Source organism: Macrococcus epidermidis, from assembly GCF_024205965.1.
Lineage (GTDB): Bacteria > Bacillota > Bacilli > Staphylococcales > Staphylococcaceae > Macrococcoides > Macrococcoides epidermidis.
Genome location: NZ_CP073819.1, coordinates 312,613 through 338,114, shown reverse-complemented (window position 1 = coordinate 338,114; position 25,502 = coordinate 312,613). Strand labels below are relative to the sequence as shown.

General features: G+C 35.5%; 36 protein-coding genes. 10 read left to right on the top strand and 26 right to left on the bottom strand.

The annotated features are described in order from the left end of the window. Positions 1–7 precede the first annotated feature (7 nt). From rplR to rpsJ, 18 genes are all read right to left on the bottom strand, one after another. Positions 8–370: a 50S ribosomal protein L18 gene (gene rplR / locus KFV12_RS01810; protein WP_096077490.1), complete on the bottom strand. Its 363-nt coding sequence runs from the start codon at positions 368–370 to the stop codon at positions 8–10. A gap of 27 nt (positions 371–397) precedes the next feature. Continuing rightward, a complete protein-coding gene (rplF, locus tag KFV12_RS01805; protein ID WP_099578981.1) occupies positions 398–934 on the bottom strand; it encodes a 50S ribosomal protein L6 in 537 nt (178 codons plus the stop codon). A 28-nt stretch (positions 935–962) separates the two neighbouring features. Beyond that, complete coding sequence (rpsH, locus tag KFV12_RS01800; protein ID WP_096077492.1) at positions 963–1,361, bottom strand: 30S ribosomal protein S8; 399 nt, start codon at positions 1,359–1,361, stop codon at positions 963–965. A gap of 29 nt (positions 1,362–1,390) precedes the next feature. Continuing rightward, entirely contained in the window at positions 1,391–1,576 is a 186-nt protein-coding gene (rpsN, locus tag KFV12_RS01795; RefSeq protein WP_036787751.1) for a 30S ribosomal protein S14, read from the bottom strand. Between the two features lie 28 nt (positions 1,577–1,604). Further along, positions 1,605–2,150 carry a 50S ribosomal protein L5 gene (gene rplE / locus KFV12_RS01790; RefSeq protein ID WP_096077493.1) on the bottom strand — a complete coding sequence of 182 codons (546 nt, stop codon included), beginning with the start codon at positions 2,148–2,150 and terminating at the stop codon, positions 1,605–1,607. A gap of 23 nt (positions 2,151–2,173) precedes the next feature. Continuing rightward, positions 2,174–2,482 (bottom strand): 50S ribosomal protein L24, encoded by a 309-nt coding sequence (gene rplX / locus KFV12_RS01785; RefSeq protein WP_099578983.1) that lies wholly within the window; start codon positions 2,480–2,482, stop codon positions 2,174–2,176. Positions 2,483–2,513: 31 nt separating this feature from the next. Further along, on the bottom strand, positions 2,514–2,882 hold the full coding sequence (rplN, locus tag KFV12_RS01780; protein WP_086041702.1) for a 50S ribosomal protein L14: 369 nt from the start codon (positions 2,880–2,882) through the stop codon (positions 2,514–2,516). A gap of 30 nt (positions 2,883–2,912) precedes the next feature. Further along, positions 2,913–3,176, bottom strand: coding sequence for a 30S ribosomal protein S17 (rpsQ, locus tag KFV12_RS01775; protein ID WP_096077495.1), 264 nt, complete (start codon positions 3,174–3,176; stop codon positions 2,913–2,915). 26 nt (positions 3,177–3,202) lie between these two features. Beyond that, complete coding sequence (gene rpmC / locus KFV12_RS01770) at positions 3,203–3,415, bottom strand: 50S ribosomal protein L29 (protein ID WP_041635771.1); 213 nt, start codon at positions 3,413–3,415, stop codon at positions 3,203–3,205. Continuing rightward, positions 3,405–3,839 carry a 50S ribosomal protein L16 gene (rplP, locus tag KFV12_RS01765; RefSeq protein WP_086041700.1) on the bottom strand — a complete coding sequence of 145 codons (435 nt, stop codon included), beginning with the start codon at positions 3,837–3,839 and terminating at the stop codon, positions 3,405–3,407. Before rplP ends, rpmC begins: the two co-directional genes overlap by 11 nt. 2 nt (positions 3,840–3,841) lie before the next feature. Then, on the bottom strand, positions 3,842–4,495 hold the full coding sequence (gene rpsC / locus KFV12_RS01760; protein WP_096077496.1) for a 30S ribosomal protein S3: 654 nt from the start codon (positions 4,493–4,495) through the stop codon (positions 3,842–3,844). A gap of 27 nt (positions 4,496–4,522) precedes the next feature. After that, the gene (gene rplV / locus KFV12_RS01755; protein WP_099578987.1) at positions 4,523–4,900 is read right to left on the bottom strand and encodes a 50S ribosomal protein L22; all 378 of its coding nucleotides are present in this window, start codon (positions 4,898–4,900) and stop codon (positions 4,523–4,525) included. A 22-nt stretch (positions 4,901–4,922) separates the two neighbouring features. Next, positions 4,923–5,201: a 30S ribosomal protein S19 gene (gene rpsS / locus KFV12_RS01750; RefSeq protein WP_012656110.1), complete on the bottom strand. Its 279-nt coding sequence runs from the start codon at positions 5,199–5,201 to the stop codon at positions 4,923–4,925. 66 nt (positions 5,202–5,267) lie between these two features. Next, positions 5,268–6,098, bottom strand: a complete 831-nt coding sequence (gene rplB, locus KFV12_RS01745; protein ID WP_096077499.1) for a 50S ribosomal protein L2 — start codon at positions 6,096–6,098, stop codon at positions 5,268–5,270. Between the two features lie 47 nt (positions 6,099–6,145). Next, positions 6,146–6,421: a 50S ribosomal protein L23 gene (gene rplW, locus KFV12_RS01740; RefSeq protein ID WP_096077500.1), complete on the bottom strand. Its 276-nt coding sequence runs from the start codon at positions 6,419–6,421 to the stop codon at positions 6,146–6,148. Further along, positions 6,421–7,044 (bottom strand): 50S ribosomal protein L4, encoded by a 624-nt coding sequence (gene rplD / locus KFV12_RS01735; protein ID WP_099578989.1) that lies wholly within the window; start codon positions 7,042–7,044, stop codon positions 6,421–6,423. Before rplD ends, rplW begins: the two co-directional genes overlap by 1 nt. A gap of 28 nt (positions 7,045–7,072) precedes the next feature. Next, on the bottom strand, positions 7,073–7,735 hold the full coding sequence (gene rplC, locus KFV12_RS01730; protein ID WP_099578991.1) for a 50S ribosomal protein L3: 663 nt from the start codon (positions 7,733–7,735) through the stop codon (positions 7,073–7,075). A gap of 26 nt (positions 7,736–7,761) precedes the next feature. Beyond that, positions 7,762–8,070, bottom strand: a complete 309-nt coding sequence (gene rpsJ, locus KFV12_RS01725; RefSeq protein ID WP_096077503.1) for a 30S ribosomal protein S10 — start codon at positions 8,068–8,070, stop codon at positions 7,762–7,764. A 424-nt stretch (positions 8,071–8,494) separates the two neighbouring features. Here rpsJ and KFV12_RS01720 point away from each other — a divergent pair, with 424 nt between their 5' ends. After that, positions 8,495–8,893 carry a hypothetical protein gene (locus tag KFV12_RS01720; protein ID WP_096077504.1) on the top strand — a complete coding sequence of 133 codons (399 nt, stop codon included), beginning with the start codon at positions 8,495–8,497 and terminating at the stop codon, positions 8,891–8,893. Between the two features lie 37 nt (positions 8,894–8,930). Here KFV12_RS01720 and KFV12_RS01715 read toward each other — a convergent pair whose 3' ends face one another. Beyond that, a complete protein-coding gene (locus tag KFV12_RS01715; protein WP_254257137.1) occupies positions 8,931–10,268 on the bottom strand; it encodes an NCS2 family permease in 1,338 nt (445 codons plus the stop codon). A 254-nt stretch (positions 10,269–10,522) separates the two neighbouring features. Here KFV12_RS01715 and KFV12_RS01710 point away from each other — a divergent pair, with 254 nt between their 5' ends. Further along, the gene (locus KFV12_RS01710; protein WP_111716801.1) at positions 10,523–11,239 is read left to right on the top strand and encodes a PepSY domain-containing protein; all 717 of its coding nucleotides are present in this window, start codon (positions 10,523–10,525) and stop codon (positions 11,237–11,239) included. A 52-nt stretch (positions 11,240–11,291) separates the two neighbouring features. Here KFV12_RS01710 and KFV12_RS01705 read toward each other — a convergent pair whose 3' ends face one another. Both KFV12_RS01705 and KFV12_RS01700 read right to left on the bottom strand, forming a co-directional pair. After that, the gene (locus KFV12_RS01705) at positions 11,292–12,809 is read right to left on the bottom strand and encodes an SLC13 family permease (protein ID WP_254257136.1); all 1,518 of its coding nucleotides are present in this window, start codon (positions 12,807–12,809) and stop codon (positions 11,292–11,294) included. A gap of 77 nt (positions 12,810–12,886) precedes the next feature. After that, a complete protein-coding gene (locus KFV12_RS01700) occupies positions 12,887–15,016 on the bottom strand; it encodes a DNA topoisomerase III (RefSeq protein ID WP_254257135.1) in 2,130 nt (709 codons plus the stop codon). Positions 15,017–15,146: 130 nt separating this feature from the next. Between KFV12_RS01700 and KFV12_RS01695 the strand changes: the two genes are divergently transcribed. The 4 genes from KFV12_RS01695 to KFV12_RS01680 all read left to right on the top strand — a co-directional run bounded on the left by KFV12_RS01695 (position 15,147) and on the right by KFV12_RS01680 (position 18,634). Next, on the top strand, positions 15,147–15,959 hold the full coding sequence (locus KFV12_RS01695) for an HAD-IIB family hydrolase (RefSeq protein ID WP_254257134.1): 813 nt from the start codon (positions 15,147–15,149) through the stop codon (positions 15,957–15,959). A 5-nt stretch (positions 15,960–15,964) separates the two neighbouring features. Then, on the top strand, positions 15,965–16,816 hold the full coding sequence (locus tag KFV12_RS01690) for a GNAT family N-acetyltransferase (protein WP_254257133.1): 852 nt from the start codon (positions 15,965–15,967) through the stop codon (positions 16,814–16,816). Positions 16,817–16,978: 162 nt separating this feature from the next. Beyond that, positions 16,979–17,830 (top strand): GRP family sugar transporter, encoded by an 852-nt coding sequence (locus KFV12_RS01685; RefSeq protein WP_254257132.1) that lies wholly within the window; start codon positions 16,979–16,981, stop codon positions 17,828–17,830. Between the two features lie 18 nt (positions 17,831–17,848). Next, positions 17,849–18,634 (top strand): glucose 1-dehydrogenase, encoded by a 786-nt coding sequence (locus KFV12_RS01680; RefSeq protein ID WP_254257131.1) that lies wholly within the window; start codon positions 17,849–17,851, stop codon positions 18,632–18,634. Between the two features lie 46 nt (positions 18,635–18,680). Here KFV12_RS01680 and KFV12_RS01675 read toward each other — a convergent pair whose 3' ends face one another. Genes KFV12_RS01675 through ybaK form a run of 3 tightly spaced genes read right to left on the bottom strand, consistent with a single transcriptional unit; the run spans position 18,681 to position 21,167 of the window. Beyond that, on the bottom strand, positions 18,681–19,586 hold the full coding sequence (locus KFV12_RS01675; protein WP_254257130.1) for an AEC family transporter: 906 nt from the start codon (positions 19,584–19,586) through the stop codon (positions 18,681–18,683). A 26-nt stretch (positions 19,587–19,612) separates the two neighbouring features. Then, positions 19,613–20,695 carry a metallophosphoesterase gene (locus KFV12_RS01670; protein WP_239242032.1) on the bottom strand — a complete coding sequence of 361 codons (1,083 nt, stop codon included), beginning with the start codon at positions 20,693–20,695 and terminating at the stop codon, positions 19,613–19,615. Continuing rightward, on the bottom strand, positions 20,685–21,167 hold the full coding sequence (gene ybaK / locus KFV12_RS01665; protein WP_254257129.1) for a Cys-tRNA(Pro) deacylase: 483 nt from the start codon (positions 21,165–21,167) through the stop codon (positions 20,685–20,687). Before ybaK ends, KFV12_RS01670 begins: the two co-directional genes overlap by 11 nt. Before the next feature lie 77 nt (positions 21,168–21,244). Here ybaK and KFV12_RS01660 point away from each other — a divergent pair, with 77 nt between their 5' ends. The 4 genes from KFV12_RS01660 (at position 21,245) to mspA (ending at position 23,438) form a co-directional block, all read left to right on the top strand. Continuing rightward, entirely contained in the window at positions 21,245–21,718 is a 474-nt protein-coding gene (locus tag KFV12_RS01660; protein WP_254257128.1) for a GyrI-like domain-containing protein, read from the top strand. A gap of 3 nt (positions 21,719–21,721) precedes the next feature. Beyond that, on the top strand, positions 21,722–21,880 hold the full coding sequence (locus tag KFV12_RS01655; protein WP_170122542.1) for an SE1832 family protein: 159 nt from the start codon (positions 21,722–21,724) through the stop codon (positions 21,878–21,880). A gap of 95 nt (positions 21,881–21,975) precedes the next feature. Next, entirely contained in the window at positions 21,976–23,121 is a 1,146-nt protein-coding gene (locus tag KFV12_RS01650) for an MFS transporter (RefSeq protein WP_254257127.1), read from the top strand. Continuing rightward, a complete protein-coding gene (gene mspA, locus KFV12_RS01645) occupies positions 23,118–23,438 on the top strand; it encodes a membrane stabilizing protein MspA (protein WP_111716823.1) in 321 nt (106 codons plus the stop codon). The genes KFV12_RS01650 and mspA overlap by 4 nt, the downstream gene beginning before the upstream one ends. 32 nt (positions 23,439–23,470) lie before the next feature. Here mspA and KFV12_RS01640 read toward each other — a convergent pair whose 3' ends face one another. Next, entirely contained in the window at positions 23,471–24,631 is a 1,161-nt protein-coding gene (locus KFV12_RS01640; RefSeq protein ID WP_111716825.1) for an aminotransferase class I/II-fold pyridoxal phosphate-dependent enzyme, read from the bottom strand. An 11-nt stretch (positions 24,632–24,642) separates the two neighbouring features. Next, on the bottom strand, positions 24,643–25,485 hold the full coding sequence (locus KFV12_RS01635; RefSeq protein ID WP_254257126.1) for a MetQ/NlpA family ABC transporter substrate-binding protein: 843 nt from the start codon (positions 25,483–25,485) through the stop codon (positions 24,643–24,645). Positions 25,486–25,502: the final 17 nt, after the last annotated feature.

Genomic DNA, 25,502 nt, shown 5'->3' with positions numbered 1-25,502 from the left:
CCTTTTATTAAAATTCTAAACCGTTTTCGCGTGCTGCATCAGCTAATGCTTTTACACGTCCGTGGAATAAATATCCTCCGCGGTCGAATACAACTGCTTTAACGCCTTTTTCTACTGCTAATTTAGCAACTGCTTCACCGACTTTAGCTGCTGCTTCAACATTTGAAGTAGCTTCTAAGCCTAAACCTTTATCTTGTGTTGATGCTTGAGCTAAAGTTACACCTTTAACGTCATCAATCACTTGTGCGTAAATGTGTTTGTTTGAACGATATACGTTTAAACGAGGACGCTCAGTAGTACCAGCTAATCTACTACGTACACGAGCATGTCTTTTCATACGCACTTTGTTCTTATCGATTTTAGTGATCATGAATATTCTCCTTTCCTATTTTAGAGATTACTTACCAGTTTTACCTTCTTTACGACGAACATATTCGCCTTCGTAACGTACACCTTTACCTTTGTAAGGCTCTGGAGGACGAGTAGCACGGATATTTGAAGCGATTGCTCCAACACGTTCTTTAGAAATACCTTCAACTTTTACTTTCGTATTTTTATCTACTGATAATGTAATACCATCTTCAGCTACGATTTCAATTGGGTGAGAGTATCCAACGTTAAGGATTAAGTTTTTACCTTGCATTTGAGCACGGTAACCAACCCCGATTAATTCTAAGTTCTTTTCAAATCCTTTAGATACACCTTCAACCATGTTAGCGATTAAAGCACGTGTAGTTCCGTGGATTGTTTTATGAGCTTTAGAATCAGATGGACGAACTACTTCTAAAGTATTGTCTTCTAATTTATATGTCATTTCTTCGTTAAATGTTCTAGTTAATTCACCTTTAGGTCCTTTAACCGTTACAGTATTACCGTCGATTTTAATGTCAACCCCAGCTGGGATTTCAATAATCTTCTTACCAACACGACTCATTAGTCGGCACCTCCTTCTTTAATAATTCTTACCAGATGTAAGCTAATACTTCTCCACCGATGTTACGTTGACGCGCTTCTTTATCAGTTAATACACCTTCAGAAGTTGAAACTAATGCAATACCTAAACCATTTAATACTTTTGGTAATTCATCAGCTTTCGCGTATACACGTAAACCAGGTTTAGAGATACGTTTTAAACCAGTGATAACACGTTCGTTGTTAGAACCGTATTTTAAGAACATACGGATAACACCTTGTTTATCATCTTCAATATATTCAACACTTTTAACGAATCCTTCACGTTTAAGGATTTCAGCGATTTCTTTTTTAATGTTTGATGCAGGTAATTCTAATTTCTCGTGACGTACCATGTTTGCGTTACGTACGCGAGTTAGCATATCTGCGATTGGATCTGACATAGTCATTTAAAATATCCTCCTTTCAGGTTTGAATTTTACCAGCTTGCTTTTTTAACGCCAGGAATCTGACCTTTATAAGCTAATTCACGGAAACAAATACGGCAAAGTTTGAATTTGCGTAATACTGAATGTGGACGTCCGCAACGTTCACAACGAGTGTATTCTTGTACTTTAAATTTTTGTTTACGCTGTTGTTTAGCGATCATTGATTTTTTAGCCACTAAATTTAGCCTCCTTTTATATTAGAGATTACTTTTGAAATGGCATACCGAATTGTGTTAACAATTCACGAGCTTCCTCGTCAGTGTTAGCAGTAGTTACGATAACGATATCCATTCCGCGTGTTTTACTTACTTTATCATAATCGATTTCAGGGAAAATTAATTGTTCTTTTACACCTAATGTGTAGTTACCGCGACCGTCAAACGCTTTGTTTGAGATACCACGGAAGTCACGTACACGAGGTAATGAAACGTTTACTAATTTATCAAAGAATTCGTACATTCTTTCGCCACGTAAAGTAACTTTTGCTCCGATTGGCATACCTTCACGTAAACGGAATGTTGCGATTGATTTTTTAGCACGTGTAACCATTGGTTTTTGACCAGTGATTGCTTGTAATTCTTCAACTGCTGAGTCTAAGACTTTAGAGTTTTGAACAGCGTCACCGATACCCATGTTTACTACGATTTTTTCGATTTTTGGTACTTCCATCACTGATGCGTAATTAAATTTCTTCATCATTTCAGGTGAGATTTCTTTAATGAATTTTTCTTTTAAACGTGTTTGTGTCAATGTGAGAACCTCCTTCCAGATAATTATTTAATGATTTCTCCAGATTTCTTAGCTACACGTACTTTCTTGCCATCTTCTATTTTCGTACCAACACGTGTTGGTTTGTTTGTTTTTGGGTCAATTAACATAACATTTGAAACGTGAATTGCAGCTTCAAATTCAACGATGCCGCCTTCAGGATTCATTTGAGTAGGTTTTTGGTGTTTTTTTGCGATGTTTACACCTTCAACAACTACGCGATCTTTTTTAGGAAGAGCTTCGATTACTGTTCCTGTTTTACCTTTATCTTTACCTGTGATAACGATAACTTTGTCGCCTTTTTTAATATGCATGTCGTAGACACCTCCTCTTTATTAGTGTTTATTATAATACTTCAGGTGCTAATGAAACGATTTTCATGAAGTTACCTTCACGTAATTCACGTGCAACAGGTCCAAAGATACGTGTTCCACGAGGTCCTTTGTCATCACGGATGATAACACAAGCGTTTTCGTCAAATTTGATGTATGAACCGTCGTTACGACGTACACCAGATTTAGTACGAACGATAACAGCTTTAACAACGTCACCTTTTTTAACAACGCCACCTGGTGTAGCATTTTTAACTGTACATACGATTACGTCACCGATGTTAGCTGTTTTACGACCAGATCCGCCTAATACTTTAATAGTTAATACTTCACGAGCACCAGAGTTATCTGCTACTTTCAAGCGTGATTCTTGTTGGATCATTCGAGTTACCTCCTTTATCTAATTTACTTATTAAATGATAATTGATTCTTCAACAACTTCTACTAAACGGAAGCGTTTTGTAGCTGATAAAGGACGTGTTTCCATAATTTTTACGATATCGCCCATTTTCGCTGTGTTGTTTTCATCATGTGCTTTATATTTTTTAGAGTACTTTACACGTTTGCCGTATAAAGAATGTGTTTTGTAAGTTTCAACTACAACAGTGATAGTTTTATCCATTTTGTCAGATACAACTTTACCTGTGTAAACTTTACGATCGTTTCTTTCGCTCACAAGAGTTCCCTCCTATTCCTTAAAAATTATTTTTGTTCAGTTTTTTGTTGCTCGATTTCTCTTTCACGTACAACAGTTTTCATACGCGCGATTGATTTTTTCACTTCGCGAATACGTGCTGTATTTTCAAGTTGACCTGTAGCTAACTGAAAGCGTAGGTTGAAAAGTTCCTCTTTAAGCGATTTTACTTTAGTTTCAATTTCTGAAGTGGTTAAATCTCTAATTTCCTTAGCTTTCATTTGTGTCACCACCCAATTCTTCACGTTTTACAAACTTAGTTTTCACTGGAAGTTTGTGAGATGCTAAACGTAATGCTTCGCGCGCTACTTCTTCAGATACGCCTGCGATTTCAAACATAATACGTCCAGGTTTTACTACTGCTACCCATCCTTCAACTGCACCTTTACCAGATCCCATACGTACTTCTAATGGTTTTTTAGTATATGGTGTGTGAGGGAAGATTTTAATCCAAACTTTCCCGCCACGTTTCATGTAACGAGTCATTGCAATACGAGCTGATTCAATTTGACGAGATGTAATCCAAGCAGCTGTAGTTGCTTGTAAACCATATTCACCAAATGTTACTTCGTTTCCGCCTTTAGAACGACCAGTTGTTTTAGGTCTATGTTGACGACGGTATTTTACACGTTTAGGTAATAACATTACTATTTTCCTCCTTCACTAGACTTCTTTGTAGGAAGAACTTCACCACGATAGATCCATACTTTAACACCTAATTTACCGTAAGTAGTGTCTGCTTCTGCATGTGCGTAATCAATGTCAGCACGTAATGTATGAAGTGGAACAGTTCCTTCTGAATATTGTTCAGCACGCGCGATGTCTGCGCCGCCTAAACGACCTGATACTTGAGTTTTGATACCTTTAGCACCTAACTTCATAGCACGTTGGATCGCTTGTTTTTGAGCACGACGGAATGATACACGGTTTTCTAATTGACGTGCAATGTTTTCCGCAACTAATGTAGCATCCATATCAACCTTTTTGATTTCAATAACGTTGATGTGAACACGTTTACCAGTTAAGCTGTTTAATGCGTTACGTAATTTTTCGATTTCTGATCCGCCTTTACCGATAACCATACCAGGTTTACCAGTGTGGATAGCGATGTTTACACGGTTCGCTGCGCGTTCGATTTCTACACGAGAAACAGAAGCGTCTTTTAAGTTTTCTGCGATATATTTACGAACTTTTAAGTCTTCATGTAATAGAGTAGCGAAATCTTTTTCTGCATACCATTTCGCATCCCAGTCACGAATGATTCCGACACGAAGTCCGATAGGATTAATTTTTTGACCCACTGTATTCCCTCCTTAATGAGATTGAAATTATTTTGCTTCTTCTGTAGTTACTGCTTTGTTTGAAGTTTTTACTTCTTTGTCGCCAACAACGATTGTGATGTGGCTTGTACGTTTGTTAATCGCACTTGCACGACCTTGTGCACGTGGACGGAAACGTTTTAAAGTTGGTCCTTCGTTTGCATAAGCTTCTTTAACGATTAAAGTATCAATATTCATATCATAGTTATGTTCTGCATTAGCTAATGCTGACATTAATAACTTTTCAACTACTGGTGATGATGCTTTGTTTGTTAATTTTAAAATAGCGATAGCTTCCGCTACTTCTTTACCTCTGATAAGATCTAAAACTAATCTCACTTTACGAGGTGCGATTCTGATTGTTCTTGCAACCGCTTTTGCTTCCATGGTTATTCCTCCTTATTTGAAATTAGCGTTTAGTTTTCTTGTCGTCTGCACCGTGACCTTTGTAAGTACGAGTTGGTGCGAATTCACCTAATTTATGTCCAACCATATCTTCAGTTACGTATACAGGTACGTGTTTACGTCCATCGTATACTGCGATAGTGTGTCCGATAAAGTTCGGGAAAATTGTAGAGCGACGAGACCAAGTTTTGATTACTGTTTTTTTGCCGCCTTCCTCTAATGCTTCAACTTTTTTCATTAAGTGATCATCGATGAAAGGTCCTTTTTTAAGACTACGAGCCATTATGGCGCCTCCCTCATGTCTTACCTGTCGTTAGCGGTCTATGCCGCTAACTTAAGTAAGTTATTATTATTTTTTACGTCCACGAACGATAAGTTTGTTAGAACGGTTTTTCTTCTTACGAGTTTTCTTACCAAGCGTTGGTTTACCCCATGGTGACATTGGAGATGGACGACCGATTGAAGTACGACCTTCACCACCACCGTGTGGGTGATCGTTAGGGTTCATTACAGAACCACGAACTGTTGGACGGATACCTTTCCATCTAGAACGACCCGCTTTACCAATGTTGATTAATTCGTGTTGCTCGTTACCAACTTGACCGATTGTAGCACGGCAAGTAGCTAAGATCATACGAACTTCACCAGATTTTAAACGAACTAATACGTATTTACCTTCTTTACCAAGTACTTGAGCTGAAGCTCCAGCTGAACGTACTAATTGGCCACCCTTACCAGGTTTTAATTCGATGTTATGAATTACTGTACCTACTGGGATGTTTGCTAATGGTAATGCGTTACCTACTTTAATATCAGCTTCAGGACCGTTGAATACTTGTGTACCAACTGTTAATCCTTTAGGAGCGATAATGTAGCGTTTTTCTCCGTCTAAGTAATGTAATAAAGCGATATTTGCTGAGCGGTTTGGATCGTATTCGATTGTAGCCACTTTCGCTGGGATACCATCTTTGTTACGTTTGAAATCAATTACACGGTATTGACGTTTATGACCGCCACCTCTGTGACGTACTGTTAACTTACCTTGGTTATTACGACCCGCTTTTCTCGGAAGGGGCTCAAGTAATGACTTTTCAGGTGACGTTGACGTAATTTCAGCGAAATCTGAACCTGTCATATTACGACGACCGTTTGTTATTGGCTTATAATGTTTAATTGCCATTGTCGTTTTACCTCCTTAATGGTAAATGTTTATTTTTTAGTTTAATTTTAGCTGAAGAAGTCGATTGAACCGTCTTTTAAAGTAACGATCGCTTTTCTTCTTTTGTTTGTGTAACCGCTGTGACGGCCAACACGTTTTTTCTTAGCTTTATAGTTCATAACGTTTACTTTATCAACTTTTACATCAAAGATATCTTCGATAGCAATTTTGATTTGAGTTTTGTTTGCACGCGTATCTACATCAAATGTGTATTTATCTTGTGCCATTTGTTCAGATGAACGTTCAGTGATAACGGGGCGCTTAATGATATCGCGATTTTCCATTAACCAAGCACCTCCTCTACTTTTTCAACTGCACCTTTCGTCATTACTACTTGATTCGCATGAACGATATCTAAAACGTTTAAGCCAGTAGCAGTAATAACAGTTACGCCTGGGATGTTACGTGCAGATAATGCTACGTTTACATCTTCAGCTTCAACGATGAATAATACTTTTCTTGGTAACTCTAAAGTAGTAGTCATGTTTTTGAATTCTTTTGTTTTAGGAGCATCAAAAGTTAATGATTCTAAAACTGTAAATGCGTTTTCTTTCACTTTAGCTGATAACGCTGAACGTAAAGCTAAGCGACGCATTTTTTTAGGCATTTTGTATGAATAACTTCTTGGTGTTGGACCGAATACGATACCACCACCACGCCATTGTGGAGCACGGATAGTACCTTGACGCGCACGTCCAGTACCTTTTTGCTTCCAAGGTTTACGTCCGCCACCGCGTACTGCTGAACGGTTTTTAACTGCGTGCGTTCCTTGACGCATAGAAGCTCTTTGTAAGTTAATTGCTTCGAATAATACATGTTGATTAGGTTCGATTCCGAATACACTTTCGTTTAATTCGATTGAACCAGCTTTTGTTCCATCTACTTTTAATACATCATAATTTGCCATTATGTTTGTTTCCTCCTTTCGTGGTTACTTATTTATTACCTTTTTTAATTGAAGTTTGAATTTTTACTAAACCTTTTTTAGGTCCTGGTACATTACCTTTAACTAAGATAACGTTCGCTTCAGCGTCTACTTTAACGATTTCTAAGTTTTGCATCGTAACTGTATTACCACCCATACGGCCTGGTAATGCTTTACCTTTAAATACTTTAGAAGCGTCAGATGCCATACCCATTGAACCTGGGCGTCTGTGGTAACGAGAACCGTGACTCATAGGTCCACGTGATTGACCGTGACGTTTAATAGCCCCTTGGAAACCTTTACCCTTAGAAACTCCTGTTACGTCAACGATGTCACCAGCTTGGAACGCGTCCACAGTGACTTCTTGACCTACTTCGTATTCAGAAGCATCTACGTTTCTGAATTCACGAATGAAGCGCTTAGGTGCTGTGCCTGCTTTTTTAGCATGGCCTTCAGCTGGTTTCGTCGCAAATTTGTTTGATTTACGCGTTGCTTTGTAAGCTTGTTTGTCTTCAAAACCGATTTGGATTGATGAGTAACCATCAACTTCTTCAGTTTTCTTTTGTAATACTACGTTTTGTGCTGCTTCTACTACTGTTACTGGAATTAATTCACCGTTTTCAGCGAATACTTGTGTCATTCCAACTTTTCTTCCTAAGATTCCTTTGGTCATCGAAAGTCGCACCTCCTACTTTATTATTATAATTTGATTTCGATGTCTACGCCTGATGGTAAGTTTAAGCCCATAAGAGCATCAACTGTTTTAGGTGTAGGGTTAACAATGTCGATTAAACGTTTGTGTGTGCGTTGTTCAAACTGTTCACGAGAATCTTTGTACTTATGAACGGCACGGATAATTGTATAAACTGTTTTTTCCGTCGGTAACGGAATCGGTCCTGATACTTCTGCACCTGAACGTTTTGCAGTTTCTACGATTTTCTCAGCTGATTGATCGATCACGCGGTGATCATACGCTTTCAAACGAATACGAATTTTTTGTTTTGCCATAATTTTACCTCCTCTTGTAACGTCTATTTTGGTTTGATAGACTTCTCCACGAAAATTGTCAAACACATCGCCATGGCAAAGCGGCCGGGTGTGTCAGTAACCTCTCGCTTCATCGCTTTTTAAAGTCCAACAGTAGATATAATACACGAATATAAATGAATAAGCAATAGTTTTCATGATATTTGTTAATATATTTTTAAGATTATCTAAATCTTTATTAATTATTAGTAAATATCAAAAATTCAAGGTATAGATATATATGAATTAATTATATATTAAGCGCTTATTATTCTGTATTTAATATAGAAGAAACTTTAAAATGTCTAACTGAGCGTTTTTACATAGAATATGATTATACCATGTTATAATGTATATACAAAGAAAAAGTTTCATTTGTTACTTTTAAATTTTGGAGGGTATAAAAATGAAAAGTCCAATACGTATTATTTTATTGATTCTTGGTTTTATTATGTTGTTTTCTGAAGGGTTTATGGGATTACCTTTCTTAGGAGGTACTTATGTCTTATCTTTAGGTTGGGCACCGCTTGGTAGTAATATTTCGATTTACATCATCATGTTACTCATCACCGCACTTGATCGCTCAAATGAAGCGAGATTTTCACTTTCTACAATTGCTGTAGTAGGCATTATTGCAAACGCCATAGCATTCATTCCAGTTGTAGGAATGTTTATGCACTGGTTAATGTTCTTCTTAATGTTAGTTTATATCGGAATCGTGTTAAATACGCGCGAATATAGAGGCAATACAACGCATTACAATAGTCGTCGTGCCGGTGAAACAGTAAGAGAATATAAAAATTAAAAAATTGCGGATTCTAATAGTAGAATCCGCAATTTTTTTATGAATGTTGTACGAAAGCAAAATAACAAATAAAAACTACTGCCATGAAGTACATAATTGGATGCACTTCTTTATGACGTTTCGCCATAACCATCGTAATAGGATAGAAGATAAATCCACATGCAATACCTGTAGCGATTGAATATGTTAATGGCATCATAATAATTGTTAAAAATGCCGGTACTGCGATTTCGAACTTCGGCCATTCTATCTTATTTAAATTACTAACCATCAATACACCTACGATCACTAACGCGGGTGCTGTTACTGCACTCGTAACTACTGACATTAATGGTGAGAAGAATAAAGCCAATGCAAAACAGATTGCTGTAACAACACTTGCAAATCCTGTACGTGCTCCAACTGCTACACCTGCAGATGACTCGATATAAGATGTTGTAGTAGATGTACCGAATATTGCTCCCGTAATTGTCGCTAATGAATCTGCAAATAACGAACGTCCTGCTCTTGGTAATTTATTATCTTTTACTAAACCTGCTTGTGTTGCAACAGCAACTAATGTTCCTGCTGTGTCAAAGAAATCGATGAATAGGAATGTAAGTACAACTGAAATGAATTTCCAGTTTAATAATTCAGAAGGGTTACTAAAAGCATCGAATGCTTTACCGAAAGTCGGCTCAATACTCGGTACTGCTCCAATGATTTGCTTCGGTGCATCGATTAGTCCGAACAACATACCTGCAATAGCCGTAATGATCATTCCGATAAAAATACTACCCGGAATACGTTTAGCCATTAAAATTATCGTTAGTACGATACCTGCTACAGCAAGCAATACATGAGGATCATGTAAGTTCCCTAAAGATACTAATGTCGCTTCATTTGCCTGAACGATACCAGCACCTTTTAAACCAACGAAAGTAATGAATAATCCAATACCTGCTGACACTGCCATTTTAAGTTCAAATGGAATTGCATTAATAATCGTTTCTCGAAGACCGGTTATCGTAAGCAATGCAAAGAAGATACCAGAGAATAATACACCTGTTAATCCAGTTTGCCATGGAATATTATATTGTAATACAACCGTGAATGCGAAGAATGCATTAAGTCCCATACCTGGTGCTAAGGCAATAGGATAGTTCGCAATAAGCCCCATAAATAAACAACCGACGATTGAAGCTAAAATTGTAGCAACGAAAACTGCACCCGCATCCATACGCATACTCTCAGGAATACCTTTAACGCCTGCTAAAGATAACATTGCTGGGTTAACCGCTAAAATATACGCCATTGATAAGAACGTCGTTAATCCACCAAGTATCTCTCTTTTATAATTCGTGCCTAATTCATCAAATTTAAAATAATTTCTCATTGTGCACTTCCCTTTTTTAATTTTTATACTTGTATAGTCTAATCTCAACGTTCGGAAAAATCAATACAATTTTATGAATATTAATTTTAATATTCGTATTTTAGTTATTTTTCTTATCCTAAAGTCATATCTTTTAAACTTTCTATAGTCATTATGTCTTAATCATAATAAAAAATGCATATAAATCATTTGAATGTTTTTTTGTCTATATTTTGGGAATACAAAATATAAATAACAAAGGAGGAATTATTATTATGAAATTTAAAATATTAAGTTTAATTCTATCTTCGGCACTTGCGCTTGCAGCATGTAATAATGACGCGAAAGATATTGAAAAATCTCCAAAAGACGAGTCTAAACAAGAACAACAAACAGAAAAAACGGATACAAAAGCAACGGATACAAATGACAAAGACGATAATGCTGACGAAAAGAACGATGCAAAAGAAGAAGGCGACAGTAGCGTAGAAGAACAAGATGACGTAGATAATGAAGATGAAGCTACTGAAGCTGATGATGATAACGATAAAAATGAAGCTTCTATTAAATTAGATGATATTAAAGTATTGCCTGAAGATGCTATCAAGACTGCTCAAAAGAAAATTCCTGGTGATTTAGAAAGTATTTCATTCGATCGTGATAACGGTCAATGGATCTATTCTATATCTTTAATTGATACAAATAAGAAGACACATGAAATTAAAGTAAATGCTGAACAAAACAAAATTATCTCTACTCAAGTAGAAGATGATGAAGATAACGTAAAGACTTTTGATTACGGTAAATTTGTTCCAGCTGATAAAATCATAAAAGCTGCACAAAAAGTTTACAACGGAGATATTAAAGAGTGGTCACTTGATCACGATGATGGTAAATTTAAATATAACGTTGAATTAAAAGGTCAAGATGGTAAATCTAAAGAATTTGAACTTGATGCGAAAGATATGAAAATTTTATCTAAAGATGCATAACACAACAAGAGCACTGTGAATTTTTCACTGTGCTCTTGTTCATTATATTTTTTTATAACAATCCTATCCACTGCCAATACGTCGCACTAAATAACAGGATAAGTAAGTAACCGATAATTGTTAATGCGATACCTGTTTTTAAGAAGTCTTTTACCGTAAATGTACCTGTACCATATGCCAACATGTTTTGTGGTGCTGATACTGGTAATAAGAAGCCAAAGCTGATGACAAATTGCTGAATTAACACAAAACCAATAGCGTTATCTTTTAATCCTAGTGTTGCAGTTAAGGCAATAAACACTGGAATTAAGGCACTCGCTAAACTAGTAGCACTTGCAAAGCCTAAGTGAATGATAATGTTGAACAAAGTAATTAAAGCGATTGTTGCAAGTAACGGCATATGTTCTAACCCCATTAATCCGAACGTTTTATCACTTAGCCATTGGGCTGCTGTTGTTTGCAGTAATAAATTTCCTAGAGAGATACCGATCGCAAATACAATGATCGTTCCCCATGGAATTAACTTTTCAACATCTTTCCACGTAAATACACCGACTTTAGGTGTTAACATAATCGCTAATGCTACTAGCGTAATAGAAGAAGAATCAATTGGGTGTAACTTCGCTTCTGTTGCCCAGAAGAATAATAATGCTACTGAAATAGCGATGAGTCGCCATTCTCTTGCAGTAACCGGACCAAGTTCAGCAAGTTGTTTCTTCACTAACTCTTTACCGCCTTCAATTTCTTTCGTTTCAGGCTTAATAACTGTGATCATAATGAAATATAAGGCAATTGACATTAATATTGACCATGGTGCTGCATACATAAACCACTCACCCCAAGATACATCCTGGTTAAATTGTTTATTGATAAATCCCATAGCGACCATATTTTGTGCTGCACCTGTCTTTATACCTACGTTCCAGATAGACACTGCCTGAACAGCAGTAATAACAAGTAAGGCTGCGAGTCGTGATTCTTTTTTTGCACCAAATGCTGTTACCATACCTAATAAAATTGGTACTACAGCACCTGCTCTTGCCGTAGCTGAAGGCACAAAGAATGCGAGTATAATTGAAACAATGATCGAACCTGCTACAACCGCATTTGTTTTATTACCAACTACAGATAAGACAAGTAATGCAAGACGTTTATGCAAATTGGTTACCTGCATTGCAGTTGCTAAGAATAACGCTGCTGCAACTAGTGCTACTGCAGAACTCGAGAATCCACTGAATGCAATTTTCAATGCATTTTGTGTACCGAACATCGCATCTTCAGCTAATGGTTTCCCTGCTACCATTGGGTTACCCATTGCTGCACCTAATTTTTGAATCGGACTAAAACCTATCAACATGATGATCAATGCTACGATCATCATACTGGAAACCGGATAACTCACCGCTTCAGTGACCCACATAATCACTGTAAATGCTAAAATAGCAAGTGCCATCTTAGCCATAATCGGCAAATCTGCTGGTGTCGGTAGTAATATGATAGCAATTAAGACGATAAAACTTAAAATAATCCAATACGGCTTTAAATTCAACTTCTTTTTAACTTCTTCCATAGTAGAAGCCCCCTTAACTTTATTCAATCCTATTGTATCATGTTCTGTGAAAACGGTAACAATGTTCACAAAATCTACTAAAGATTTAAGTTTTTTAAAGCGTCTGCAAATGGATTGTTAATCGGTTCTTCCTCTTTTTTCATATACTTCTTCATTTCATTTTTCGATACTTTACCAGTTTTACGTGATTTAAATCGTTTATCCATTTGTTCCTGCGTTTCACGGAAACCACAAATACAACTGTACATCGCTTTCGGACCTTTACCATGTAACGTTAATTTCTTTTTACATTCAGGACAGCGTGCATTTGTTTTGCGTTGCACATTCTTTTTCGTGCCACATGTTGGATCCTGACAAACGAGCATCTTACCATTACGCGTCTTTTTCTCCAACATGAATTTACCACACGTTGGACATTCTGTTGTCGTCAAATTATCGTGTTTAAATTTATCTTCACTTGATTTAATCTCATCGATAATCTCTTTCGTGAATTTGCGCATCTCACCTATAAATTTATTTTTATCATATTTATTTTTCTCAATTAACGTGAGCTTATGTTCCCAATCAGCCGTAAGTTCTGGTGATTTCAACGCATTTGGTGCAAGTTCTAACAATTGTCGTCCTTTATTCGTCACTTTAATATTGCCATTAAAGTTCTCTATCGCATTTAAATTATAAAGTTTTTCTATAATATCTGCACGCGTGGCAACGGTACCAATACCACCAGCAGATTTGAGCGTCGATTGTGCTGTCTTATCAATCTCAAATATGCTACTTGGATTTTCCATCGCTTTTAATAATGTGCCTTCATTTAAATATGGAGGTGGCTCAGTTTCATGCGTTGTTTTATTAATTTTAATGTTTTCTAAAGTCGTGCCTTTTACGAAACGATGATGTTTTTCTAAAGAAGCTTGATGATTTAATGCCTTAAATCCTAATGTTACAGTTTGTTCCTGTTTCGCTACAAAAATAGACCCACCAATATTTACAGTGACTTTTTGTTCTGCGTAGACATTCGGTGGTAATAAATTGCTTAAAAAACGTTCCGCTATCAACATATAGATATTTTGCTCTCGTCCACTTAAGCTATCAAGATTTACACGCACTTCTGTCGGTACAATCGCATGATGATCACTTACTTTAGCGTCATTGATAAAATGGCTGCCACCTTTGATTGGTGACTTTAATAATTCAACAACTTGTGTACGATATTCAATTGATGAAAGTGAAGCTACACGATCTTTTAATGTACTTACCATATCAGTCGTTAAATAGTTTGAATCAGTACGTGGATAAGTCACAAGTTTATGTGATTCATATAAATTTTGCATCGTGCTTAACGTTTCTTTAGCAGAATATTTAAATCTGCGATATGCGTCTTGCTGCAAAGAAGTTAAATCATATAGCTTACCTGGATATCGTTTCTTCTCGTTCGTTACAACATCGCTTATAACTGCTTTTTCGGTTTGCAATGCTTTAATAAGTTCGTCTACAACTGTTTCATCAAAGATTCTATTTGGTGACTGCCAGTTAAAAGTCACCCCATCAACAACAATATTTAAACCATAATATTTTCTTGGTTGAAATTGATTGATAGCATCTTGTCTGATTTTCACCATTTGTAATGTAGGCGTTTGTACACGTCCAGTTGAAAGTTGCGCAACATATTTCGTCGTCAAAGCACGTGTTGCATTAATACCAACAATCCAGTCTGCCTCACTACGCGCAAGTGCGGCTTGATATAAACCATGATACGCACTCCCCGGCTTTAGCTTTTTAAATCCTTCACGGATTGCTCCATCTGTAACTGATGAAATCCATAAACGTTTAACAGGTTTATTCCCTTTACATTTCTCTAATATTAAACGCGCTACAAGCTCTCCTTCACGACCCGCATCTGTCGCGATGATTACTTCATTCACATCTTGACGTTCAATCTGACTTTTCACGACGTTAAACTGCTTACGCGTCTTACCGATTACTACTGATTTCATACGTTCAGGTAATATCGGAAGATCTTTCATATCCCAAGTCTTATATTTACTATCATATTGCTCAGGGTCTGCATTTGTCACTAAATGCCCTAATGCCCATGTTACGATATACTGATTGTTCTCCATATATCCATTTTTCTTTTGATTACAATTCAATACACGCGCTATATCACGTGCTACTGAAGGCTTTTCAGCAAGTACTACTGATTTCATATTATCCGTCCTATTCTCTTTTGATTTCTTAAATTATAACAGATTTTTAGAATCATCTGTTTTTTTGATATTTACAATTGTTATTTAATAATGACTCCGTTATGCTTAAATAAAATAAGGAGGGGATGTAATGAAGTCACTTCATTTCCCGGAAAATGTTGAATACTTGATCTGTTCGGATTTTGACGAAACGTTTTTCGCACATGATTTAAGTAATCCTGAAGATGTACTCGCCCTAGACGCATTTTTAGAACAAAATGTTGTAGCTAAAGGAATTCTTTTCGGCATTATTTCTGCAAGCACTAAAGAAATGATAGAAGCTTGTTTTGAAAAAGGAAATTACAGACACTATCCACATTTTATTTCGACTAACTCAGGCACTGAGATATATTATGTAAAAAATAATAGACTGATTAGAGATGAAACATATCATAATAAATTTCAACAATTAAATTTTGATAAAAGCGTCATTCTCAATATAGAAGAACAACTTAAACAACAAAATATAGACCTTATCACACAAATCCCTTTTGAAAATGCACCATTTTCTCGTAACTATTATTATCGTTCATTAGGAGATCTGGATACTGAAAATATTGATTTAATTAAGACAACTGGTAAAAAACATAATTTTATCGTTAACGTCAGCAAGTGTAACCCTAAAATTGGTGATCCGGAAAATCATTACGATGTAGATTTTTATCCATCTATTGCCGGTAAACATGCAGTAGTGCAGTATTTAATGGAAAAATTCAATGTTGATAAAGACCATACCTTTGCTTTTGGCGATAGCGGGAACGACTTATTAATGCTCAACAGTGTCAAACATGGGTATTTAGTAAGTAATGCAACTGAAGAAGCAAAATCTAAATATAAACACCATACCAATTCATCATATAATAAAGGTATATTAGAAGTATTACAGCATTATTTCAAGGAGTGAAAGACTTGTACATTTCTCAAATGAAAGATATACAATTATTAGCTGATTTCTTATTCCGATTAAACCAGGATAGTAAACACCACGTAGGAAATATACGTGTTACAAAACAAAGCATTATCGACCAACTGAACAATATTAATCCAGAAGATATGTTGCAAATTACTGAAGGTGAGGAGATCATTGCAGCCTTTGGTATAGAACACATCAATGAGACAGAAGCCAATATTCTTGGACCAATTACTACAAAGACAGATAAAGAAACGCTTAATATGATAGAAGTCATGTGGCAGGATTTCTTACGCAATCATCCAAGTACAACCACGTATTATTTCAGTTTCCATGAAGATCATCGATTTGGTCAGGCTGTGATGAAGCATCTTCGCACACAGTATTTAGGTACAACATATACGATGAAAGCTGAAGAAAATAAGACGACAGCTATTGCACCACAAATCATCAAGTATAAACCTATTTATAAGAAAAGTTTCACCTTACTTATGAAAGATTTACAAGCAGACTATAAAACGAAATGTGAGAAGATACTTTCCACTGTCGGACAATCACATGAACTTTACCTTTATTTAAATGAAGGTCTTGTCAAGGCCTGTATTTGGATTCAAATCAACGACGATGATGTTTGTAATATCGAATATTTAGCAACCCATCCACAGTATCGAAATAAAGGTATCGGTCATGAGCTTGTGTCTTTTGCCGTAGATCACGCTTTCAATAAACATCATGCAAAATGCGTTCAGATTTCTGTGAAAAGTAAGCGTGAAAAGAATATCGCTTTCTATGAAGCGATTGGATTTAAAAAAATCAATGAAATGAATCATTTTAAATATACAGTAGAGTAAAATACATCATCTAATTCTATATATTATCATCGAGGTAGATTTTATAAACTAATTTTTAGTTTAATAAGTCACCTCGATTTTTTTTCGATTAAAGATACTCGTTTTAGTAAAAATAATTAAGGGTAAAAGTTAGTTATCGATATGGAGAGAAGGAGTGAACACATGGATTTATTAATCGCATTACTCCCTGCATTACTTTGGGGAAGTGTTGTACTCATCAACGTTAAAGTTGGTGGTTCACCATATGAACAAATTATGGGTACAGTGTTAGGTGCATTTATTATTGGATCAATTACATACTTTATTGTACAGCCAGAATTAAATTTGAAAATACTAGCTGTCGGTATTATTTCGGGTGCTTTTTGGGCACTTGGTCAAGGTAATCAACTTAAAAGTGTTGAACTAATCGGTGTTTCAAAAACAATGCCTATTTCAACTGGATTACAACTTGTAAGTACTACGTTAATATCTGTAATATTCTTTAACGAATGGACAACTATTAAAGCCGTAGTCTTAGGTATTGCCGCATTATTATTACTTGTTGTCGGAGTCATATTAACTTCATTAAAAGATGACAATGAAGATGGTGGTAATAATAACTATAAGAAAGCTTTACCTATACTTATAATTTCTACAATCGGTTATGTTACATACGTTGTCATCGGACAATTCTTCGGCGTTGAAGGATGGGATGCACTATTTCCACAGGCCATCGGTATGTTGATTGGTGGTATTTTATTAAGCTTCAAACACCAATCTAAAAAGAAAAATATTTTAAAAAATATTATCCCTGGTGTTGTATGGGCACTTGGTAATATGGCTTTGTTCTATTCACAACCAAAAGTCGGTGTTGCAACCAGTTTCTCATTCTCACAAATGTTAGTCGTCGTTTCAACATTGGGTGGCATTTTTATTTTAAAAGAAAAGAAGACAAAGAAACAATATATTGGCATCGCAATCGGGATTGTCCTTATTATTATAGCAGCGTTTTTATTAGGACTAGCCAAACAATAAGTATAGGAGGAGAAAAATATGTATAAAGATCTAAAAGATAAAGTTGTCGTTATTACTGGTGCATCTAGCGGTATTGGTAAAGCGATGGCAGAAGCATTCGGGACAGAACAATGTAAAGTAGTTATCAATTATAACTCAAGTAAAGATACAGCAGAGGAAGTTGCTGCAATCGTTAAGAAAAATGGAGGAGACGCAATTACTGTGCAAGGAGATGTTTCGGTAGAAGAAGATGTTGTTAACATTATACAAACCGCAATTGATACCTTTGGTGGTTTAGATATTATGATTAATAATGCGGGATATGAGAAAGCAACACCATCAGTCGAAATGTCAGCCGAAGCATTCAATAATGTCATGCACATTAACTTAACCGGTGCATTTGTCGGTAGTAGAGAAGCATGTAAACATTTTATCGAAACCGGTAAAAAAGGCAATATCATTAATATTTCAAGTGTACATGATGTCATTCCATGGCCAAACTATGTGAATTACGCATCAAGTAAAGGTGGCATGAAATTAATGATGGAAACGATGAGTATGGAATTTGCACCTAAAGGCATTCGCATTAATAATATTTCACCTGGTGCCATTGTAACTGAACATACAAAAGAAAAGTTTAGCGATGATAAAACACGTGAAGAAACAGAACGAATGATTCCTATGGGAATAATCGGTGAACCTCACCAGGTAGCAAATGTGGCAATATTCTTAGCGAGTGAAAATGCAAGTTATATTACAGGTGAAACAATCTATGTTGATGGTGGTATGACAAAATATCCATCATTCATGGGTGGTAAAGGATAAAAAATTATGAGCGTAAGACAAAGTTAATTTGTCCTACGCTCTTCTTTTATAGCATTATCAACTGAAATATATACAGGATCACAATCGATATCACTATCGTAATATTTGTTATCATACTGATCAGTGGAATGGTCTTATATTTAAATTCCATTGCATACGGAATAATCGCCACACCTATCGGTAATAGCCAACCAATAAGTAGAGTCGTTCTAAACATCTCATTAAACGGTAATAAGAAGTAACAAATCGCACCGACAAATGCCCCTAATCCATAATGGAACGCTAAGTATTTCATTGCAATCGGTAAGTAATACTTATCGATTTTAAAGTTTAAAAAGACACCTAATAAAATCATGGATAACGGTAGATTGGCTTTTGATATGATTTCAAAGAAATCCAGCACTTGAGACGGTAATTTAAAGTGAATCACATTAAATATCAGCATGATGATATATGTCATTAACGGTACGGTCTTTAACATACTCATCAATAAATATCTAATATCAAACGTGTCTCCCCCTTCACTAAAGTAACTGCCGACAAAGTAAGTTACACCAAACATCATAATAGCTCCACCAATATCAAACATTCCAAAGTACAGTAATCCTTTAGCACCAAACATCTGCTCAACCAGTGGATAAGCAAATAATCCAATATTAAAAGCTGAAGCCATCATACCTACTGAGCCACGAATTTGATTATTATATTTCAGAAACAAAAGGATTGCTAAAAATTTTGCGATGACTGCATATATAATCATGATAATCGGAAGCATAATCAATGATGCATCAATTTCTACCCCGCTTAAAGTCACAATCACAAGGGAAGGTAATGTTACATTCATCACTAAAGTAGCGAGTACTCTTCCATCTTCTTCTTTTAAATATTTTAGCTTTTTCAAAATATATCCGAGCATAATCAAAGCGATAATCATAATAAAGCTTTGTGTCATGATAAACCTTCTCTCTTAATAGCTTGTTACAATACTTCTTCAGGTACCCAACCAGTAATACCATCTTTCATAATAAGTGTATACCCTAAGTATGAATCATCAATGATAGCAACTTCTTCTCCAATTGATACATCCATGAAATAATCGGTGTAATCATCTTTTAGACGGTAGCCATCTTCAATTGCTTTAATAAATTCTGTCTTTACCATAAAGTCTATTCCTGTATGTATGTGTTTTGCCTGCGTGAAATATTCATCCCCATCAAATACTTCTATTTCAAAATGCGGATAAGTAAACGTATGCGGCTCCTGATAGGCCACTTCGAAATCCTGAATTACAACCTTTCTCTTATAATCATCTACCGCCAAAGTATTTAATGTGTATGCATCATCTGTATATTCAATGATTAACGCGTTAAGTTGGCCACTATATTTCACTTGATTGCCACCATCGATATCAATGATACGTGACGCTTCATTTATCTTAATGTTGTTATTCATAAGTCCATCTTCAACAAAGTTACATGTCGGAAAATGACCGACCACAACCATTTTTTCAGCATCATGCGTTGCATTATAGAAATATGGCATGTTCAGTGCGTTATAACGAGACGTATTCATATAATCATATTGGTCTATACCTGCATGTACAAATATGAAATCTTCTGTTTCAATCATTAAAGGTAAATCACGAACGATATCATGAATGTAACTAAAATGCTTACGCACGTCCTTAGCCATATCACTTTGTGATTCATAATCATCCAGTGTCTTACCGAGTTTATCCAGCGCTTCATGTACAAGTGTATGACGGCGTTTCATATAATTGTACAAATAATCTTCTTCTAATTCATCGAAGATACAGTCACAATTCCCGAGAACCATGTGAACATGTTCATTTTTCAATAATTCTCCTACAAATTCAACGAGTGCTATACTTTTAGGACCTTTATCGATAATATCACCTAAAATAATGAGCCGATCATCTTCTGTATACGCTACTTTTAAAAGCAAATCTTTAAATAAATCTATATTGCCATGAATATCTGAGACAACGATTGTACGTCTATCTTTAATTGACATTGTCATGTAGTTATCTTTAATCTTCATCGGTAATCCGACTCACTTTCGCATTGATTAATTGTATGAGTTCATCTACATTAACTTTCATCTGGATACCTATTTGTCCTGCACTGACAATAATTTTCTTATGTGTTTGAGCAGATGCATCAATTACAGTGGGAAATTGTTTTTTCATACCTACCGGTGAACAGCCACCACGAATATAACCTGTTGTTTTTTCTAGATTTTTTACAGCAAGCATTTCTAACTTCTTCTCACCAACTACTTTACTGATAGCTTTAATATTAAGCGTTGCTTCAACTGGAATAACAGCGACATAATAATTATTTTTACCTTGTAGTACTAATGTTTTATATACTTCTTCAACTGGTTGGCCAATTTTATTCGCTACGGTAATCCCATCAACTTGATCTTCTTCTATCGAATATGTGAACGTTTCATAAGAAATTTTCTTTTGATCAAGTTTTCTTAATGCGTTTGTTTTTACTTTTTTACTCATATACATGCCTCCAATATTCTTGTCACTTTATAATATACCACTTTTCATGTATATTTCTTTTAGAAGGGGGTTTTTATATGACATATAAAGTTGTATCGCTCGGCGCATTTTATCTTAGTGGTTTAAAAAGAGAATTCACTACCGAAACAATGGGAGAAATCAAACCACTCTGGGATGAGCTTGAACACAACGGCACACTTGCTGACTTACAAAAATTAAATGATGTAGATACTTTAAAAGGTCACATCGGTGCATGCATTAAAACAGAACCATCTGAACATTTAAATTACTTAATTTCAGTTGCGACTAAAGAACCGCATGAAAATTACGAAACAGCTTATATCCCTGCGTCTAAATGGGTTGTATTTGATGCAATCGGTCCCATTCCAACAGCTATTCAGGAAACATTTGAGTATATTTACGGTACTTGGTTTAAAGATGCACCATTCAGACCATTGCAAACTGCTGATTTAGAATTCTACCCGCTAAATATGAATTTTGAAACCGATAACCCGAAAGTAGAAATCTGGATACCTGTAGAAAGGAAGTAAATAATGAATTTAGAACAACAATTATTAGAACTTAAAGAAGAATATATAAGAATCCAAAACGATTTAGAGAAGGTTGAATCAACCGGTCAATCTTCACCTAAATTAGAACAAAAGCTTGTTGAAATCGAAAAAGCAATACAGGAAACACGCGATAAAATGTAATGCGATCTGTCACGGTAAAAAACCGTGACTTTTTATATTCTTTTCCACTATTATTCGTTACAATATATGTATTAAATTTTTTTTGGAGTGACTTTATGAACAAACAAATCAAATTACTTATGGCAATTCAGTTTTTTATATATTTTGGCTTTAGCATTGTTATTCCTGTAATCCCGGCACTTGTGCATAGTATGCACTTAAATGCATTTCATATGGGATTATTGCTAGCCAGTTATTCAATATTTTCATTTTTAGCCGCACCATTTTGGGGATATCTATCAGATAAAATTGGCCGTAAAAAAATATTGTTCATCGGACTTATCGGATTTACATTAAGCTTCTTTTTGTTCGGTCTTTTTATCGATAACCTGGCAATGCTCTATACTGCACGTGTTATAGGTGGTATCTTCTCCGGTGCTTGTTTCTCAACGACAACAAGCATGGTGAGTGATATGACAAGTGAAGAAGAACGTAATAAATATATGGGACTCATGGGAATGATGATTGGACTTGGTTTCATCTTCGGTCCTGCAGTTGGTGGCTTGTTATCCGGCATCAGTTATCAGGTGCCATACTTTGTCACAAGTGCCATACTGGTACTAATTGCAATATTATCAATGCTAACTTTACAGGAAACTTATCACGGAAACAGTGCGAAAGAAACTGCGCTAGGTACTTCAAAAATGCTGACACCACAAATTATATTCATCTTAATCTCAACTTTTATCGTTATGTTTACGATGAGTGGTATGGAAAGTACTTTCCAGCTCTTTGAAATTGAGAAAATAAATATCACAACTACTCAAATGGGTCTTCTTTTTATGATCGGTGGATTGATCAATGCCGGTCTTCAAGGTGGTTATTTACGTAAAGTAAAAGATGGGAAAGAAAAACCTGTTATTATTACAGGTCAGATATTAACAGTTATCGCATTTATCCTATTACCATTCTCTATGAATTTATGGTATGCAGGACTATGTTTAGTACTTCTAATGGCTGGTAACGCATTAGTTAGAACGTTGCTTACAAGCAGATTGACTAAAGAAGGCAATCGTAGTAATATGGGTAAACTCACTTCTATCAGTTACAGTATGGATAGCTTAGGACGTATTCTTGGTCCACTTGCTTTTACCGGAATTTTATCAAAACAAATTGATGCACCATTTTATTTCGGTGCAATAATGACAGTTATAGGTACAATCGTCTTAATGATGTACTTTAAGAAAGGACGTACAGTATGATTTTTTTAATCACTTTGTTCACATTGATGTATCTTATTGTAAGTTACACGAGTATCTATCATCTTAAATTGAATATATTAAATATATTACGTATTATATTAGGATTAGGGTATTGCTTCTTTATATTTACATCTGTAATGCATATCCCGGGAAATATGAAGTTCTGGATTACATTACTTGCGATATGTTTATTGATGAATATTGAAATCGCAGCTTATAAACATAAATTTAATGATTCAAAAGCAAAAAGAATTCTAGATATTTTTTCACTTGTTATCGCTTTAATGGTTATTGTGATTATAGCCATATATATTTAAACAGGATGCCAAAATAGCATCCTGTTTTTTTATCATTCATAAAGAACATTTGTTTCTTTAATGCGTTCAATAAATTCATCCACTTGAGCATCATCTACTGCAAGTGAAACACGAATGTATTGATCACCTAAACTTCCAAACGGAAGTCCCGGTGTTGTAAGCATACTTTGTGACTTTAGTAAGAAATCTACATATTCTTCACTATTAAATTCATCCGGCACTTTTATCCAGATAAATATGCCACCTTGCATCGGCTCAAACGGAATATCTGCTTCAATTAAAGCTTGAGTCACTTTATCTCGACGTCTTTTAAATAATTCATTCTGTTCATTTAAAAACGATTCACCAAGTTCTAATGCCGCTACAGCACCGTCCTGAATGGCACCCCACATACCCACTTGCGTGTGATCCTGGAAATAGTTCAAGTTCTCGATAATTTCTGCATTACCTACAGCAAATCCCACGCGTACACCAGACATATTAAAACCTTTAGATAATGAATAGATTTCAATCGCCACATCCTTAGCACCTGGTGATTGCAAGATGCTAGGATTTTTTGCATCAAACCCAAATGCAGCATATGCAAAGTCATGCACAATTTTTGTATCTGTGTCTTTAAAACGATTGATCGTCGCATCAAAGAATGCTTTTGTTGCAACTGCACCAGTAGGGTTACTTGGATAATTTAAATAGATTAGTTTTGTGTTATTAAGTTTTGCTTCATCTACTTTATCGAAATCAGGTAAATAATGTTCTTCCGGATACAGTTTCAGCTCATAATGTTCCCCTCTAGCAAGTTTCACACCCGCTAAATAATCCGTGTATCCCGGATTTGGTAATAATACACCATCTCCCGGCTCAATCACACATGTCGGTAGATGCACTAACCCACTTTTCGTACCATATAAAATACAAATTTCTTTGTCCTGGTCTAATTCAACATCATATACGTCTTTATAGAACTTTTTAATTGCAGCTTTAAATGTTTCTTTCCCTCTAAACACACCGTATTTATTATTCTGTGGATTTTGAATACTTTCAGTCAGTGCTTGAATTACGCTATCAGGTACTGGTTTATCAGGTATCCCTACCGCCATATTTATGAGGGGTTTACTTCCAACATCAAGTTTACGTCCCATCGTCTTACCAAAATAACTTTCCGGAATTGTTTCTAATATTTTTGTGTATGCCATTACACTGCCTCCTATGGTTTATCAAATCCAACGAATGATTCATCTATTACTTTATCAAAGGCTTTAGATGTTATTACTTTATTAATATCTTTTGTTAATTGACTATTTTCATTTTTCTTGTTAACAACGATACGATTTCGATAATGTTCATCCATCTTCTCTAACTGTAATGCTGATTTTAAATCAATTTTAGAAGCTAATGCAAAGTTACCAGGAACAGCTGATAATCCTATACTATCTTTGCTACGTGGTAATTGCGCCGCTTCTACTGCAACAAACTTTAAATTTTTCTTGTTGTTAATGACATCGCGTTCTGAAATAGTAAGTTCGTTTGTCCCCGGTTTAATATCTATAAGATGTGCTAATTTTAATGTCTTAAAAGCACGTGCTGCATTGACTGGATCATTTGGAATTGCAATTTCTGCACCATTAGGTACTTCATCAAATGATTTATATTTACCAGAATAAATACCCATCGGCGCAGTTGGAACTTGTCCTGTCGCAACAAGATTCGTCTTATTTTGGGCATTGAACTGTTTCATAAATTCAATGTGCTGATATAAATTTGCATCTAAATCACCTTTTGCTAATGATTTATTCGGTTGAATGTAATCAGAGTATTCAACGAGCGCTACTGTATAGCCTAATTTTTCAAGACCAGGCTGAATTGCTTTCTTTACCATATCAGCATAAGGTCCACTCGTTGCACCAATACTAACTTTGCCTTTATCTTTACTTTGCGTACTTTTTACATCCGCATTTTGACGCTCAAACGGATTACCTTTATCTAATAATATCCCGGATAACAATATAACAATGATGCCTGACAATATAAAAATAACTATATTCTTCATATTCTTCCTTCTTTCGT

Bases quoted from the DNA above. Each gene is read 5' to 3' on its own strand.
- rplR (WP_096077490.1), bottom strand. From the start codon at position 370: ATGATCACTAAAATCGATAAGAACAAAGTGCGTATGAAAAGACATGCT.
- rplF (WP_099578981.1), bottom strand. From the start codon at position 934: ATGAGTCGTGTTGGTAAGAAGATTATTGAAATCCCAGCTGGGGTTGAC.
- rpsH (WP_096077492.1), bottom strand. From the start codon at position 1,361: ATGACTATGTCAGATCCAATCGCAGATATGCTAACTCGCGTACGTAAC.
- rplX (WP_099578983.1), bottom strand. From the start codon at position 2,482: ATGCATATTAAAAAAGGCGACAAAGTTATCGTTATCACAGGTAAAGAT.
- rplN (WP_086041702.1), bottom strand. From the start codon at position 2,882: ATGATCCAACAAGAATCACGCTTGAAAGTAGCAGATAACTCTGGTGCT.
- rpmC (WP_041635771.1), bottom strand. From the start codon at position 3,415: ATGAAAGCTAAGGAAATTAGAGATTTAACCACTTCAGAAATTGAAACT.
- rplP (WP_086041700.1), bottom strand. From the start codon at position 3,839: ATGTTATTACCTAAACGTGTAAAATACCGTCGTCAACATAGACCTAAA.
- rplV (WP_099578987.1), bottom strand. From the start codon at position 4,900: ATGGAAGCAAAAGCGGTTGCAAGAACAATCAGAATCGCACCTCGTAAA.
- rpsS (WP_012656110.1), bottom strand. From the start codon at position 5,201: ATGGCTCGTAGTCTTAAAAAAGGACCTTTCATCGATGATCACTTAATG.
- rplB (WP_096077499.1), bottom strand. From the start codon at position 6,098: ATGGCAATTAAACATTATAAGCCAATAACAAACGGTCGTCGTAATATG.
- rplW (WP_096077500.1), bottom strand. From the start codon at position 6,421: ATGGAAAATCGCGATATCATTAAGCGCCCCGTTATCACTGAACGTTCA.
- rplD (WP_099578989.1), bottom strand. From the start codon at position 7,044: ATGGCAAATTATGATGTATTAAAAGTAGATGGAACAAAAGCTGGTTCA.
- rplC (WP_099578991.1), bottom strand. From the start codon at position 7,735: ATGACCAAAGGAATCTTAGGAAGAAAAGTTGGAATGACACAAGTATTC.
- rpsJ (WP_096077503.1), bottom strand. From the start codon at position 8,070: ATGGCAAAACAAAAAATTCGTATTCGTTTGAAAGCGTATGATCACCGC.
- KFV12_RS01720 (WP_096077504.1), top strand. From the start codon at position 8,495: ATGAAAAGTCCAATACGTATTATTTTATTGATTCTTGGTTTTATTATG.
- KFV12_RS01715 (WP_254257137.1), bottom strand. From the start codon at position 10,268: ATGAGAAATTATTTTAAATTTGATGAATTAGGCACGAATTATAAAAGA.
- KFV12_RS01710 (WP_111716801.1), top strand. From the start codon at position 10,523: ATGAAATTTAAAATATTAAGTTTAATTCTATCTTCGGCACTTGCGCTT.
- KFV12_RS01705 (WP_254257136.1), bottom strand. From the start codon at position 12,809: ATGGAAGAAGTTAAAAAGAAGTTGAATTTAAAGCCGTATTGGATTATT.
- KFV12_RS01700 (WP_254257135.1), bottom strand. From the start codon at position 15,016: ATGAAATCAGTAGTACTTGCTGAAAAGCCTTCAGTAGCACGTGATATA.
- KFV12_RS01695 (WP_254257134.1), top strand. From the start codon at position 15,147: ATGAAGTCACTTCATTTCCCGGAAAATGTTGAATACTTGATCTGTTCG.
- KFV12_RS01685 (WP_254257132.1), top strand. From the start codon at position 16,979: ATGGATTTATTAATCGCATTACTCCCTGCATTACTTTGGGGAAGTGTT.
- KFV12_RS01680 (WP_254257131.1), top strand. From the start codon at position 17,849: ATGTATAAAGATCTAAAAGATAAAGTTGTCGTTATTACTGGTGCATCT.
- KFV12_RS01675 (WP_254257130.1), bottom strand. From the start codon at position 19,586: ATGACACAAAGCTTTATTATGATTATCGCTTTGATTATGCTCGGATAT.
- KFV12_RS01670 (WP_239242032.1), bottom strand. From the start codon at position 20,695: ATGAAGATTAAAGATAACTACATGACAATGTCAATTAAAGATAGACGT.
- ybaK (WP_254257129.1), bottom strand. From the start codon at position 21,167: ATGAGTAAAAAAGTAAAAACAAACGCATTAAGAAAACTTGATCAAAAG.
- KFV12_RS01660 (WP_254257128.1), top strand. From the start codon at position 21,245: ATGACATATAAAGTTGTATCGCTCGGCGCATTTTATCTTAGTGGTTTA.
- KFV12_RS01655 (WP_170122542.1), top strand. From the start codon at position 21,722: ATGAATTTAGAACAACAATTATTAGAACTTAAAGAAGAATATATAAGA.
- KFV12_RS01650 (WP_254257127.1), top strand. From the start codon at position 21,976: ATGAACAAACAAATCAAATTACTTATGGCAATTCAGTTTTTTATATAT.
- mspA (WP_111716823.1), top strand. From the start codon at position 23,118: ATGATTTTTTTAATCACTTTGTTCACATTGATGTATCTTATTGTAAGT.
- KFV12_RS01640 (WP_111716825.1), bottom strand. From the start codon at position 24,631: ATGGCATACACAAAAATATTAGAAACAATTCCGGAAAGTTATTTTGGT.
- KFV12_RS01635 (WP_254257126.1), bottom strand. From the start codon at position 25,485: ATGAAGAATATAGTTATTTTTATATTGTCAGGCATCATTGTTATATTG.